Source organism: Bacillus cereus group sp. MYBK5-2, from assembly GCF_051915685.1.
Lineage (GTDB): Bacteria > Bacillota > Bacilli > Bacillales > Bacillaceae_G > Bacillus_A > Bacillus_A cereus.
This window is the reverse complement of record NZ_JBQAFE010000001.1, coordinates 1,285,359-1,298,398: the sequence shown is the minus strand read 5'-3', so window position 1 is coordinate 1,298,398 and position 13,040 is coordinate 1,285,359. Positions and strand designations below refer to the sequence as shown.

Sequence of the window (13,040 nt, the reverse complement as noted above, 5' to 3'; positions counted from 1 at the left end):
TATTTTGTCGCAGCAAGTCGGGAGCAATCTCGACTTTTTTATTTTGTTATAGATATTCCACAACATTATCGGGAATAAATGATTGTTCTAATGATAAATAAAGTCGTAAAGAAATCGGTTCTTTATTATCTCTCGCATTCTTGCAAAGCTCCTCCGCTTCTTCCCAATCGAACTGCTTATCTTCCACTCGCTTAAATCTCCAAATTCCAATTGTATATTCCTCAAATAATTCATACTGATCATTTGGCGCTGTTGTTGGTTTTAATTCATCAGTAGCTCTTACTTGTTTTGGCACTTGAACAACTACATCCGTAAAACGAACTTTAGAATTTAATCGATGAATGTTTGCTTTCTCCGTATCGAATGCTACTACAGGCTCAACATCAAATATTGTTAACTGCTTTGGCATTACAATCCTCCTAAGCCTCTTTTTTATATTTAGATAACACTTGTTCTAAACGTTTACGTTCAGCTTCTAATTCGGTTTCACTAAGCTCTACTGACTGAGAATTTGTTTCCGTATCTTGAGTATGTAACCAATCAGGAATAATTTCTTTTCGAGCATTACTTCTCCCACCACGTGACTGGTATTTCTTACGGAATTGAGTTTGTGCAGCTTCAACATCAGTAATACTCTTATACCCCTTAGCATGCCAATCTCTTAAAATACCTTGTACATAAGACATATTAGGTGCATTCTTTTCTAGAGCTATTTTCATTGCTTTAATAACAAGCTGTGCATTCAAATCTTCAATCCACGCATTAATCCCTTCAGCCACAAATGGTTTAAGAACTCCAAAGTTTTGCTCATAAAATGCTATTGGATTTTCTTCTGCAACTTTTTTATCTCTTGAGCAGCTTGCTGCTTCTTCTTTTGTTTTTGTTTTTGTTTCTTCTTTTTCTTTTGTTTCTGTTTTTGTTTCTTCTTTTTCCTTCATAGGGTCTTCGAAGCCCCTTATAAGCCACTCAAAACGAGCTTGGAAGTATTCCTTAATACGAGGAATTTTAAAATCTTGCTGCTTTTCTAACTCTAAACATGTCTCATAAAAATCAATTAAAAAATCTTCACACTTAATATTCTGGATTTCTTTTAACACGCACTTTTCAATATTCAAATTTGTAATAGCATTGAATTTAAGCCAATTAATCAACATAATTTCTTTCGTCTTTTTGTTGTAATGAATTTTCCCGTAATCAGCAAACCGCTCCAACAGCTTCTCAACCGTTTCACGGTTATACCCTGTATCCATTTCTATCACTCGTAATGGAAGCTCATAGATACCACTCTGAGAAGTTTTGCTATTAGTCATTAAGTATAAGTAGAAGTATTTCTCCTCCGGTGTAAGATCTAAAACGAAAGCATCTTGCCAATATGAAACTTGAACTGGTCTATAAACTGCCATATTTTCCATCCTCCATTGTTTTGCTTGATTTGCTTTGATATACTTAATCTAATTCAATTTTTAGAAAGACTCTCTATAAGGGTCTAAAATCTATCACTCTGCAAAGTGATAGATTTTTTATTTTTTACGACTAACTACTGATGCATTGATCCCCTGCCCTTGAAGGCTTTTAACAACTACACGATAACTCTTTGATACATCGTGATCCTCTTTTTCATTACGAAGGCTCTTGAATTCTTTTGCGCATCTATTTAATTCTTTCTCCCAATGATTTGCTTCATCTAATGAACCAGCATTGAACATGTTATGAATACATGTCACCATGCAGTTATGTAATTCATTTGCAAAAGCAAAATCACCTGGTAGAACTAAGTCGAACAGACGATTACATTCTACTTTCATAATTTGCTCCCCATTTTTAATAATTTGATACTGTACGCATCGTTATGACCAGAATGTAATGTATATTAAGCGGTTAGAGTTAACAAATCTTTCTGGTCATAACGACAAGCACAACAGCTTGTCGCACTAAATTGTTATATGCTATAATTTATCTACTGTCATGATTGGCTATCGCAGGCTACGCGGTGGCCTTTCCTTTTTTCTTTTTGTTTTTCAAAACAAATGCTGCTTCTATAATTCGAATTCTTATCTCCATTAATTTCTTCTCTTGTTTTAAATTCCTAGCTTTCATATAGTCCCCACAAACTGCTGCAATTCTAATATCACCATATAAATTTGCTTCCTTACGAATTAGCGTTTTATATTGATTTAAAGTTGGACTTGCATAATCAATTGTCATAACTTAAACCTCCCCAATAAAATAATTAAATTAAGCTTTTATATACTTCCTAGCTCGTAATGATACTTTCCAGTACTTAAAGACGTCTTTCATTGAAATACCATATTGATCACATAGGACCGCTACGAGGCTCATCATTGAACCTGTAGCATCCAAGACTTCATGCATTACCTTTTTCAAATCCTCTTTCTCACTTTCAGACCAAGTTTGTGAAGGCTTAAACCAGCATACCGTATCAAGTTGTTCCAAAGCTTCATTTGTTTCTTGATTGACCATGTACCTCATACTTGTAGGATGAAGCTCTATATGCTCTCCGTTAAAGAACGGAATACTTACATATCCTGCTGCTTCACTCCACATTTTAAAAAACAACTGTGGATCATCAATTCCTTCAGTAATACATCTTCGTAAATCTTCTGGTAAACGTCGTTGTTCAGTTTCATATTTTGCTAGTGACTCACGACTCACGGGGATTTCTAAGGAGAGTTGTTCTTGGGTGATTCCCTTTCGTTTGCGTGCCATAGCAACTTCTTTTCCTATGGACATCGTTTACTTCCCCCATTCGTACCTAAAGCAATATTTATTTGTGACAACTTACTATGGTAATTTACTATTAGACGGATTCTTTAAATGGATTGTAATACTCAGTATTGTTTTCTACCCATTCAGTGTGATTCTCCATCCACTTAAAAAGAAGATGTGTAGGAATAAGAACTCCCGCTTCGCGACATACTGGAAAATCAGAACGGTTTAATAACTCAGATGCTTTGGTACGTTTAATATGTAATAGTTCCATTAATTCTGTAATAGTTAAAAATGGCGGTAATTCTCTCATTGGTTGAAGATGTTCAGTTGCTCTTTGTACTTCTTCTCGGATGATTTGACGAAATGATTCAATATCAAAATTAATCATTAACATCCCCCCTTCATCACACTATGTTCCTTTAAGGAACATTTATTCTCAAAAAAAATAGTCCAATTGAAATTCAAGCTTCTTCCCAATCTTTTAGCGATTAGAACTGACGGTGTTTTAGTTCCATTTTCAATATGTGTGTAATAACTTCTAGACATATTACATTGATTTGCAACCTCTTCTTGAGTATAACCTTTTACGCATCTAAAATCTTTTAACCATTTCCTCATATCAATACTCCTCTCTATATTACTAATGATTATCTTAATTCAATTATATGTTTCTAAAAGGAACAAGTCAACAATAAAGTTCCTTTTAGGAACTTAAATAACAAGTTACTATTAGTAACATAAAAATTAGTTTATAATAAGAGATACTATTTTAACTCAATGGTGGTGATTATTTTGAAGACTTTTGGAGAACAGTTGAAATGTTTACGCGAAGAAAAAAAGAAGAAAGACTCTATTTGGACACAAACATATGTATCTAATAAGTTAGGTGTTGCACGTACTACATATACTGCATATGAAAATAACACAAAACAACCACCTATGGAAACTATTTTAAAAATCGCTGATCTTTTTAACGTTACTACTGATTTTTTACTAGGCAGGGTGTCCAATTCTAATCGAATAGAAACATCTATATTAGATAAAACCACATACGATCCAGAACTAGGTCTCTGGTTTAAAGATATTAAAGATGCGTCTCCTGAGAAACGTGAAGAATTAAAACGTTTTTGGGAATTTATTAATCAATCTGAAAACAAGCAATTTCCAACAAATAAAAAAAGTTAAGTGTTGATATGCTATTAACACTTAACTTTACTTCAACTAAATATTGCACTTTTTCCAAAAATAACCAATTCTATAAAAAAAGAACACTTACTTAATAAAAAGAACAAAAAACATTGTATAATACTTATCATTTCTCTACTCAATATTTAAAACCAAAGAAACGATTTTCATCTTGATCCTTTTTCAAATCTGCTATCACAAGCTTGTTCTTTTTAAAATAAGCTAATGCCTCTGCATCTACATCTTTTCTATTAAGCGTAACAATATATTGCCCTCTTCCATGCGCACATAAAAACTCATGAGCGGTTTTTAGCATTTTAAATGTTGCATAATTATCAGTTACAGAAAATGAACCATCATGTACCAAGAAGTTTATAGGTAGTCCGTTTTCGATTCTATACATTAACCATGTTAAATCAATTGCTCTTATTTTAGAATTATATCGTCCAAATGACTCTTCTTCAGGAATGAAACTATCAATTGTTATTCTCCCTGATTTTGCGTTCATTTTATCATTATTATTAAAAGAGAAGGTCAGATAGCCAGTTTGAACATTATATGTATCTAAAATAATTTGATTAAATAATTGATTTAGTCTAATTATTTGTTCATTATATGATTTGAAATTGTTGTTTAATTTTACAATTTCTTTGGATCTCTCTAATTTTTTTTCTTGGATTTCTATATTAATTTCATTTATTCTTTCGTAATCGGCTATTCGTATCTCAATTTGAGCAAGTTGACTTTGAAGAAGGCTTAATTTCCTCTGAATATGAGAAATATCATTAATAAAATTTGTTTCTTTGAGAGTTTTTGTGCACTCATTAATTTTATCAGTCAGAGTATTGTTTTGTTTTTCCAAAATACTTAATTCAAATTCCGCTTCTTCAATTTTCGTTATAAAGAAATTCCCTCTATCTTGTCTCATTAAATTATAAAATGTTTGGATATCCTCAAAATTCTTTTCAATATTCTCTGGCAACACAACATTGATTTGATTATAGAATTCTTTTAACCCATTTAGTTTTTCTAACTCAACACTTTTTCGATTAATATGTTCAATATTTTTCTGATACTGCTTAATACTATGTTTTATTTTATAGATAGATGATTGAATCTTACTCTGTTGTTCTTTTAACACTGAATATACATCTGCTTGTTTAGTACTAAAATCCCCTATATTAAGTTCTAAAATTTGCTTCTCTAATATAGCAATTTCCTTTTCAATATTCTGTTTTTCAATTTCTAATTTTTCAGCCGAATGCTTGTAAGATTCTATAAACTTTTTATCATCTTCCATTTTTTTAATTTGCTTTGTCATTTTATCTATATCAGTTTCATAGTTGTTAGGTAAATTGAATAATGAATTCAATACTTTATGTTGCTGTAAAGCATTCCTTCCCTTAATAATGACAGAATTAAACCCTTCTTTCTCATCTCTCATTATGTATTCCCTTAAAGCCGCAAAACTAATATTATTCATATTAAAATTCATTAATTTATCGATATACAATCTATATCTATTTGTTTTATATTTTTCCCATATACTTAAATCGATATTGAAACTTTCTCCATCCAAAATATAACCATGCTCTTGATCAGTAAAAAGCCTCGCTAAGTGTACACTTTTTCCATCTACTACTATTTTTAAAGTTACTAATATATTATTTTGAATTAAAACACCTGGAATTTTTTCTTTTGAAAAGTCTTTTCCTAGTAAAAAGTGTAACTGCCTAATAAAAGTTGATTTTCCTACACCATTAGTGTCCTCGTTTTCATTTCTTTTATCTCCTAATATGACATTCAATCCAACTGTATTAAATGTGTAATCCTTTATTAATTTTCTTGTATGAAAATTATATATGCTTAATTTCTCAATTATCATTACATCACCTTCTTTATTACATGATTGACAGTTTCTAATTTTCCTATACTATATAAAAAAACTAAACTAAGAAAAAGTGTCTTTTCCATGTTTATATTAATTTCTTTTTTTTGTGTTTCATAATATTTTGTGAATAACTCATCAATATGCATTGGTTTTTCTAAACATTGATATAAAACTTTAGATGTATATAAAATATTTTCTTCAAGAGTTTTATGTTTGGTCATCATAAAATAGTTCATCTTTATTCCTACTTTCACTCTCTATATAACATCTTCAATACTCTCATTAAAGATATCACACTCATTAATCACCCATGCAACAAAAATTTTAGTATAAAACCTCAGTCTATCACCATTAAGTGGGATTTTATTTTCATATAATTCCGTTATATTTGTTACTAAGGTTTCAAAAACCATATCTCCAGATTTATAACTCGACAAATCAATTTTACAATACTCAGTAATAATTAAATCCGTAATTAATTCTTTTTTATCACTTTCAATATAATCTTCTGTATCAAGTATTTCAGTAATTAATGGAAACCTTACTGACAAACGCTTATCAAAGTTAATTTTCATGGTAGGACTACATTTCATATCCTTGAATTTTCTTGTAATTCCTTTAAACTCCGACCCTAGTGCTAATGGTCTATAGCTAGGTGATTTCTCATGAAAATCAATTATAAAATCTCTAAAATCATCGTCATCATCTATTTCAAATAACTTTTCCTCTGTAACTATCTCATTAATTATTCTTTTTTTTTTAAATTCTTCTAGGTCATTTAATAATAAATCTAATTGATTCCAATTTTCAATTTTTACGGTTTCTATGTATTTTGCTGATGGTAAACTATTTTCTGTTGATACTAAATAATGAGTTTTCGAATATCCATTTAAAATAGTATCTATGTGATCAAATAACTGCTTTACATATGGATCATTGAAACTAAAACCAAGAAATAGAAATGTATAATCTTGAATTAATGTCTCCATTTTTAATATTGCAGCACTTTCTTTCGTATATATATCATCATATTGCTTTCTGAATAATATACATTTATCCGGATCATTTATACAACCATGAAGTTTTAATATAAACTCATCTTTCTCCCGAATACCAGCAATATGATATAAGTTATCATATGTGAAAATATGTTTTATATCAGAATTATATTCAATTAACTTATCATAATTAGTAGTAATTAACTTTTTACTAATATGGATTAATTTCTCATGCTTTTCTGAAACTATTGGGTCTTTAATATTATTTAATAATCCCTCTATCATTTTACGTTTAGGTGTAGATTTTTCCATTAAATCTAGTATATCTAGAACATCTGTCCCAGTTTCTAATAAAATCTTTAGCGCTTCATACTTTTTATCCTGAGTTTCCCTTTGAAGATGAATAATAATTTGTTCTACTAAATCAACCCAATTATAATTTCCACAATCTAGAGAAAATCCAGAACCGACAAATAAAATTAATTTTTCATTTTGTAAATCACTTTGAAAATCAGGTATTTCCAAAAGTTGGTTAGGAGATATCATTTTAACATTTTTCCTTCCTTCTACTATAATATATTTAGATTTTTTGAGATTTGTATTTTATCTATCTGCTTTAATAATATAATTATATGTTTTTAAATCGTTATTTAAGTTCTATGATAAAAAACGAAAACTTACGAATAAGTCACTGTCTATATTTTACCTTAATTTCTAAAATATAGACAGTGATTTACAAATGTGTTCATTCAACTTTTCTTATCCATTCCACTACCTAATCCCCCTTACTTGCAGTACGAATAATAAATACAAGCCATTAACTAATCCATATTTGTTTAAATTTTGTTCATTAATATTCTTCCAACTTCTTCATTTTTGTTATATCATAAGAACATACGTTCTCAAAATACGAATGGAGTGAAAATATGTTTCAATCGCAACCCTACTATACAACACAACTTGAAGACTATATCCAGCACTTGTACCAATCCTTATCTATTTTTGTTCCCGAGCAAATTGATATGATAGAGATTGCGAAAAAGCTAAACATTTGGTTGTACTTTGCTCCGTTTGGAAGTCATGCAATGGAAAGGAATCAAATAGCTAACTTAGTTATTGATAATCGTATCTCTCAGCAAGAACAATGGGAGGATTTTGGTCATGAGACTTGTCATATCCTATTTCATTCAGGTAATCAATTATTAATGCATCAGATGTTTCTAGATTACCAAGAAGCAAAGGCTAAAAACTTCGCACAACAATTTTGTGTACCTACTTTTATGTTAAGAAAGCTTCCTCCCCTACAGTTAAAAGCATATATAATCTCAGAAAAATTCAATGTAACAACACAGTTTGCTGAAAAAAGGCTTTTACATTATGAAAATCAATTATTAGCAAGTAAATTACAGAATCAAATATCACAATACTGTAATTTTCAAAAATAACGATTCAGGAGGTATTGAATATGAAAGGAAGTTTTCGTAAACGTGGAAATACGTGGTCTTTTACAATAGATATCGGTATAGATCCGGCCACAGGAAAACGCCAGCAAAAAAGTAAGAGTGGATTTAGAACAAAAAAAGAAGCCCAAAATGCTGCTGCAACAATGATTACAGAGATAGAGAAAGGAATATATTTTGATGACAAACAATTAACTGTTTTAGATGTATGGGAAAAGTTAATGCCTCTTCGTAAAGCTGAATTAAAAATTACATCTTATGAAAAAGACATGAGCTTAGTTAGGCTCTATATCCTTCCCCCATTTAGTTACAAAAAAATTAAAAGTATTAAGCCCGTAATGATTCAAAGCTACTATGCTGAACTTAAAGAAAAAGGACTATCAAATGGTACAATCAGCAATATCCACCGCTGCCTAAGATGCATTTTCAAACACGCTGTAGAATGGGAAATCATACATGATAATATAATGAATAAGGTTAAAAAACCACGTGAAGAGCAAGGTGAGATGAAAACATGGTCCAGCGAAGAATGTAATCGATTCCTCCAGTATCTAAAAGAAAAAAATATTAAGTACCATATGTTCTTCTTACTTGCACTCTATACAGGTATGAGACGCGGAGAATTACTTGCACTAACATGGAAAGATATTGACTTTGATAATAAACGTATCCTGGTTAATAAATCGCTTGTAAAAACAGAAAAAGGACTTTTTAAAGCTGCTACAAAAACTAAGTCCTCAAATAGAAGCATTAGTATCTCTTCTTTTGTTATAGAGAAGTTACAATCCTACTACTCCTATAAAAAGAAAGAATTTTTCCGCTGGGGTATACACTTGAATGAAGAGGCCTTTATTTTCACTGGCAATACGATACATTCGCCCTTACATATAGATGCTCCCCATCGCTTTTTGAATGATCACTATAAAAAAGCTGGTGTTCCCCGAATTCGTATACACGACTTACGACATACTCACGCTACACTCATGCTTCAGGCTGGAGAACACCCTAAAATCGTACAAGATCGCTTAGGACACTCATCTATTCAAATGACGTTAGACAAGTATAGCCACATCACACAGAACATGCAGCAACAAGCAGCGGAAAACTTCGAGAGCATAATCAAATCTAATGAAAACACCTGATAAAAAATGAAAAGATTTAATGTGAGCAAAATGTGAGCATCGAGGGAAATCACCACTTAAAAACCTTGATATAATAAGGTTTCCCATACTATATCGTTGAATCTTGGGAAAAGAATGAGCAGTTTTAAGGGTGTTTATTTTTAAAACATCAAAAATGCCAAATCCCTTATATCATAAAGGATTTGGCATTTTTAAGTATCTAGAACACTCGCTAAGTTTAAGGAGAACTTAACAGACATGCGTCCGGCATAATGCCATGTCCACACCCAAGGATCGGTTACATAAAATAACGTATCTAACATGGGAAGTCTATTGGTCTTTTCTCCTTATAGTAACACTCTCTTCTACTAAGACCTTTTCTTTCTAGGGCCTACAATTAATTTAATCGCTGTTCTTTCTTCATTATTGATAGAAATCTCTTGAAATGCTGGTACGAAGGCTAAGTCAATACCACTTGGAGCGACGAACCCTCTTGCAATCGCAATTGCTTTAATCGCTTGATTTATAGCTCCAGCCCCAATCGCTTGAATTTCCACATTACCACTTGTTCTTAGTACACCCGCTATTGCACCCGCGACTGAATTTGGGCTTGATTTTGAAGATACCTTTAATATATTTTCCATGTAAGTTGCTCCCTCTATTATTTAATCTCTCTTTCGTTACAATTTTAAATATTTTAGCGTATCTTTAATTACTATTCACACCAAAAACAAACGATGCTTCATATGTACATTATTCTATATTTTCTGACTCCTTCCTGCTCAGCTACGCAAATAAAAAAATAAACTGAATAACCTAATATACATACAGTTAAATGTCATAACTTCACCAAATGATAACATCCATACAGCTAAAGATAATATTGCTGTTTTGTCAGACTAAATAAATATAGTAAAGTGAAACTTTAATGAGTGGGGGTTTAATTCATCCCCCACCTAACTTCTTTGCTTTCGCTGAATTTTGAGATGGGAGTCTTACTGCTCGGAAAATAGCGGGATAAACGTTTCCTCGTTACTTCAATCTATTTAGAAATTCCATTTATTTTTCTATCAAATTATGAACCTTATCATCTTCAAAAGGTGTTACAGGTAATACCCAAATACTACATTTCATCATTTGAGCACTTTATATTCCACATCTATCTCCTTTTATAGTACAAGCATACACGCCAATTTTGATTCATCTTCATAAACTACTATGTGGTTTAAATTTATTAAGAATAGGAGGTAATATATTGGGTTCATACTATCATTCTTCAAACTCGTATAAAAAATGCTCATGCAAATCTTCTTCCAGTTCAAATAAAAAATGTTCATGTGACCATTCACATAAACGAAGCTGTCCTGCATACGGAACTTTTTGGCAAACTGAATTTATAACTGTTCCTTTTGGCGATCCTTTTCCATTTAATCACGTTGGACCTTTAGCAGGAGGCGTTTCCTTACTAAATCCTACTACTATACACTTTAGACAAGCTGGTGATTATAGAGTTTCGTTCATTTCCAGTATTAATACTACTTTAAATCCTGTATTTCCACATATCCCAGTCATAACCATATTTTCAAATAACAATCCACTTGCTAATAGTCAAGGTGACTTCGCTATTCAAATGAATACTTCATCAAATAACGAATGTCTTCAACTTGTTGGCGAAACGATTGTTACAGTGCCTGCTAATTCAACTCTTCAACTTAGAAATAATAGTGGTTTTAATCGTCAAAGTATTGTAACTTGTGACAATGGTATAAATTCAGTTGAATTAACAGTTACAAAACTAAGTTAATATTATTTCTTTACATTCAGATGCTATTTCAGCATCTTTTTTTATTGAATAACAGTTTTCTTCGACTTTTATTATCTTTCATCACGCAAAAAAAGTGCAGAATTCTTTCTAACACAAGATTTCTGCACTTTTATATTATGCTTATTTATTCTTCCTTATTTCTCTACATAAACCGACTTAACAATCGTACGATTATATGGTTTTCCTTCTTTATTCATCCCTTTTATATCCATCGTAACGTTATATACTCCCGGTTGTTTTATATCTTTCAAAGCACCTGTAAATGTATTCGTATTAACATTTTGTAATTCATTAAATTCAGAGACTAACTTACCTTCTTTATTAACGACTCTTACTGTTATGGAAAGATCCCCTTTCATTTCAGGTGCTACAGGTGATTTTTTCAGTTTATACTCAGGTTTATTTACTTTAACTTTTGTAGGCATTTGAAGAACAAATGGCGCGCCATCCTTGTAATCGCTTACAACTAAATATGCATCTTTCGACTGCTTCGCCATCATTTTGATTTTCCATTCGCCTACTTCCAATTTATCAAACTTAAATGTTCTAATTGTCGCCCCGTTAAAGAAAGATTCGCCTTCACTAGTAGTTATAGCGCTATCTTTATTTGCATAGATTTTTCCTTTTGGAGATACCATTTGTACTTCAACATCAGAAGAAGCAGTTAGTACAGAAACTATTCCTTCAGCCTTTTTATCAACAGAAATACTTTGCTCTATCCACTGATTTTGTGGTAATTCGCCTCCTAAAATATTTTGATTTGAAGTTGTATTTAATTGTTCTAGATTTTCATTTGAACTAGTGCTGGATGCTACTAAAGCTGGTAATCCCACATTTGTCGTACGTAAATATGGTTCAATTCGTGCAAAAACAGCTGATCCTTTTCTTATATTGTCATGATCAAATCTGGAATCTGTAAATAAATGTGTACCGTACGATAGCTTGGCACTCCATTCATTTACTAGTCCATCATTTGAACCGTACGATGATAAATATAACCCACCCATAGATAATGCAGAAAATGTTGGCCCCCAGCTAGTTCCAGTAGCCGTATAGTAACGGTTTAATTTAGCTGCTGGGTTGTTATCTATTATTGAACGAAACTTTGCCATTTCACCTATTTGTAACGAGTACGTACCATCATCTTTTTGACCTAATATAGAAGCAAGCCACCCTGCCCACCAACTATATGACAAATCTGCTAAATTTGAGCCGTGATGCGGTGTAGCAAGTGTAATAACATTTCCAACAAATCGATTCGCACCATATTCAACTAATGCAGCTTGTGTATCAATTCCACCTTTACTATGCGCTACAATATTAACTTTCTTACCGAAATGATTATATATTTCTTCAAGTTTTTGTGCCAACAATTTTCCGTTATCCCACTGACTAGCCGAACCTTTCCCCGCTGCATCATACAATTGTATAAACACTGTTTGATAGCCTGCTTTTAAAGCATAATCATACATATCATTTATATCATGATATACTGTCTTTCCATACCAACTATCAGCATTACCATTTCTTCCTTGTACAAAGAGAATTGGCGGTTTATTCTCATCATAATTAGCAGGTTTTTGGCCTAAAAACCATTCTCCAGGTGTGAATACTTCTGTATCAGGAAACCCCTTTCCAAGCTCTTTTACAACTTCTGCCTGTACATTTGTGCTAATCGTTGGAGCCATGATAAAAAATACAATTAGTAAGGCCACACATCTTCTCATCAGTCGCATATTACTCCCCCTATTTTTTTGAAAGAAGGTGTTCTTTATAATATTTTATATTTTCCCTTCCTTAATAATAGCTAATCTTTTATTTTTAAAAGAT

The 13,040-nt window shown here is 31.6% G+C and carries 16 protein-coding genes; 4 read left to right on the top strand and 12 right to left on the bottom strand.

What is annotated here, in order from left to right:
- Positions 1-46 precede the first annotated feature (46 nt).
- The 7 genes from ACTFP3_RS06950 to ACTFP3_RS06920 all read right to left on the bottom strand — a co-directional run bounded on the left by ACTFP3_RS06950 (position 47) and on the right by ACTFP3_RS06920 (position 3,348).
- Complete coding sequence (locus ACTFP3_RS06950) at positions 47-409, bottom strand: hypothetical protein (RefSeq protein ID WP_001125992.1); 363 nt, start codon at positions 407-409, stop codon at positions 47-49.
- Positions 410-419: 10 nt separating this feature from the next.
- On the bottom strand, positions 420-1,403 hold the full coding sequence (locus ACTFP3_RS06945) for a DnaD domain-containing protein (RefSeq protein ID WP_440009793.1): 984 nt from the start codon (positions 1,401-1,403) through the stop codon (positions 420-422).
- 117 nt (positions 1,404-1,520) lie between these two features.
- Positions 1,521-1,805, bottom strand: coding sequence for a hypothetical protein (locus tag ACTFP3_RS06940; RefSeq protein ID WP_098277454.1), 285 nt, complete (start codon positions 1,803-1,805; stop codon positions 1,521-1,523).
- 178 nt (positions 1,806-1,983) lie between these two features.
- Positions 1,984-2,205, bottom strand: coding sequence for an RNA polymerase subunit sigma (locus ACTFP3_RS06935; protein ID WP_440009790.1), 222 nt, complete (start codon positions 2,203-2,205; stop codon positions 1,984-1,986).
- Positions 2,206-2,235: 30 nt separating this feature from the next.
- Positions 2,236-2,751: a helix-turn-helix domain-containing protein gene (locus ACTFP3_RS06930; protein ID WP_440009788.1), complete on the bottom strand. Its 516-nt coding sequence runs from the start codon at positions 2,749-2,751 to the stop codon at positions 2,236-2,238.
- Between the two features lie 67 nt (positions 2,752-2,818).
- On the bottom strand, positions 2,819-3,118 hold the full coding sequence (locus ACTFP3_RS06925; RefSeq protein WP_220553748.1) for a helix-turn-helix domain-containing protein: 300 nt from the start codon (positions 3,116-3,118) through the stop codon (positions 2,819-2,821).
- Positions 3,118-3,348, bottom strand: coding sequence for a helix-turn-helix transcriptional regulator (locus tag ACTFP3_RS06920; RefSeq protein ID WP_440009784.1), 231 nt, complete (start codon positions 3,346-3,348; stop codon positions 3,118-3,120). Before ACTFP3_RS06920 ends, ACTFP3_RS06925 begins: the two co-directional genes overlap by 1 nt.
- Before the next feature lie 174 nt (positions 3,349-3,522).
- Here ACTFP3_RS06920 and ACTFP3_RS06915 point away from each other — a divergent pair, with 174 nt between their 5' ends.
- Positions 3,523-3,915, top strand: coding sequence for a helix-turn-helix domain-containing protein (locus ACTFP3_RS06915; RefSeq protein WP_098920106.1), 393 nt, complete (start codon positions 3,523-3,525; stop codon positions 3,913-3,915).
- A 139-nt stretch (positions 3,916-4,054) separates the two neighbouring features.
- Here ACTFP3_RS06915 and ACTFP3_RS06910 read toward each other — a convergent pair whose 3' ends face one another.
- From ACTFP3_RS06910 to ACTFP3_RS06900, 3 genes are read right to left on the bottom strand one after another with little or no spacing between them, the layout of a single operon-like run.
- Entirely contained in the window at positions 4,055-5,800 is a 1,746-nt protein-coding gene (locus ACTFP3_RS06910; RefSeq protein WP_440009781.1) for a DUF2326 domain-containing protein, read from the bottom strand.
- The gene (locus tag ACTFP3_RS06905; protein WP_440009779.1) at positions 5,800-6,027 is read right to left on the bottom strand and encodes an ABC-three component system middle component 6; all 228 of its coding nucleotides are present in this window, start codon (positions 6,025-6,027) and stop codon (positions 5,800-5,802) included. Before ACTFP3_RS06905 ends, ACTFP3_RS06910 begins: the two co-directional genes overlap by 1 nt.
- Before the next feature lie 36 nt (positions 6,028-6,063).
- Positions 6,064-7,329 (bottom strand): SIR2 family NAD-dependent protein deacylase, encoded by a 1,266-nt coding sequence (locus ACTFP3_RS06900; RefSeq protein WP_440009777.1) that lies wholly within the window; start codon positions 7,327-7,329, stop codon positions 6,064-6,066.
- Positions 7,330-7,730: 401 nt separating this feature from the next.
- On the opposite strand from ACTFP3_RS06900, the gene ACTFP3_RS06895 reads away from it, so the two are divergent.
- Entirely contained in the window at positions 7,731-8,249 is a 519-nt protein-coding gene (locus tag ACTFP3_RS06895) for an ImmA/IrrE family metallo-endopeptidase (RefSeq protein WP_440009774.1), read from the top strand.
- A gap of 20 nt (positions 8,250-8,269) precedes the next feature.
- Positions 8,270-9,406 (top strand): tyrosine-type recombinase/integrase, encoded by a 1,137-nt coding sequence (locus ACTFP3_RS06890; RefSeq protein WP_440009771.1) that lies wholly within the window; start codon positions 8,270-8,272, stop codon positions 9,404-9,406.
- A 347-nt stretch (positions 9,407-9,753) separates the two neighbouring features.
- Here the strand turns inward: ACTFP3_RS06890 and ACTFP3_RS06885 are convergent, their stop codons facing one another.
- Positions 9,754-10,029 (bottom strand): stage V sporulation protein S, encoded by a 276-nt coding sequence (locus ACTFP3_RS06885; RefSeq protein WP_000427801.1) that lies wholly within the window; start codon positions 10,027-10,029, stop codon positions 9,754-9,756.
- A gap of 611 nt (positions 10,030-10,640) precedes the next feature.
- On the opposite strand from ACTFP3_RS06885, the gene ACTFP3_RS06880 reads away from it, so the two are divergent.
- Positions 10,641-11,189: a preprotein translocase gene (locus ACTFP3_RS06880; protein WP_142318238.1), complete on the top strand. Its 549-nt coding sequence runs from the start codon at positions 10,641-10,643 to the stop codon at positions 11,187-11,189.
- A 155-nt stretch (positions 11,190-11,344) separates the two neighbouring features.
- On the opposite strand, the gene ACTFP3_RS06875 is transcribed toward ACTFP3_RS06880, so the two are convergent.
- Positions 11,345-12,946, bottom strand: a complete 1,602-nt coding sequence (locus ACTFP3_RS06875) for an esterase/lipase family protein (RefSeq protein WP_061457105.1) — start codon at positions 12,944-12,946, stop codon at positions 11,345-11,347.
- Positions 12,947-13,040: the final 94 nt, after the last annotated feature.

Bases quoted from the DNA above. Each gene is read 5' to 3' on its own strand.
- ACTFP3_RS06950 (WP_001125992.1), bottom strand. From the start codon at position 409: ATGCCAAAGCAGTTAACAATATTTGATGTTGAGCCTGTAGTAGCATTC.
- ACTFP3_RS06945 (WP_440009793.1), bottom strand. From the start codon at position 1,403: ATGGCAGTTTATAGACCAGTTCAAGTTTCATATTGGCAAGATGCTTTC.
- ACTFP3_RS06940 (WP_098277454.1), bottom strand. From the start codon at position 1,805: ATGAAAGTAGAATGTAATCGTCTGTTCGACTTAGTTCTACCAGGTGAT.
- ACTFP3_RS06935 (WP_440009790.1), bottom strand. From the start codon at position 2,205: ATGACAATTGATTATGCAAGTCCAACTTTAAATCAATATAAAACGCTA.
- ACTFP3_RS06930 (WP_440009788.1), bottom strand. From the start codon at position 2,751: ATGTCCATAGGAAAAGAAGTTGCTATGGCACGCAAACGAAAGGGAATC.
- ACTFP3_RS06925 (WP_220553748.1), bottom strand. From the start codon at position 3,118: ATGATTAATTTTGATATTGAATCATTTCGTCAAATCATCCGAGAAGAA.
- ACTFP3_RS06920 (WP_440009784.1), bottom strand. From the start codon at position 3,348: ATGAGGAAATGGTTAAAAGATTTTAGATGCGTAAAAGGTTATACTCAA.
- ACTFP3_RS06910 (WP_440009781.1), bottom strand. From the start codon at position 5,800: ATGATAATTGAGAAATTAAGCATATATAATTTTCATACAAGAAAATTA.
- ACTFP3_RS06905 (WP_440009779.1), bottom strand. From the start codon at position 6,027: ATGACCAAACATAAAACTCTTGAAGAAAATATTTTATATACATCTAAA.
- ACTFP3_RS06895 (WP_440009774.1), top strand. From the start codon at position 7,731: ATGTTTCAATCGCAACCCTACTATACAACACAACTTGAAGACTATATC.
- ACTFP3_RS06890 (WP_440009771.1), top strand. From the start codon at position 8,270: ATGAAAGGAAGTTTTCGTAAACGTGGAAATACGTGGTCTTTTACAATA.
- ACTFP3_RS06885 (WP_000427801.1), bottom strand. From the start codon at position 10,029: ATGGAAAATATATTAAAGGTATCTTCAAAATCAAGCCCAAATTCAGTC.
- ACTFP3_RS06875 (WP_061457105.1), bottom strand. From the start codon at position 12,946: ATGCGACTGATGAGAAGATGTGTGGCCTTACTAATTGTATTTTTTATC.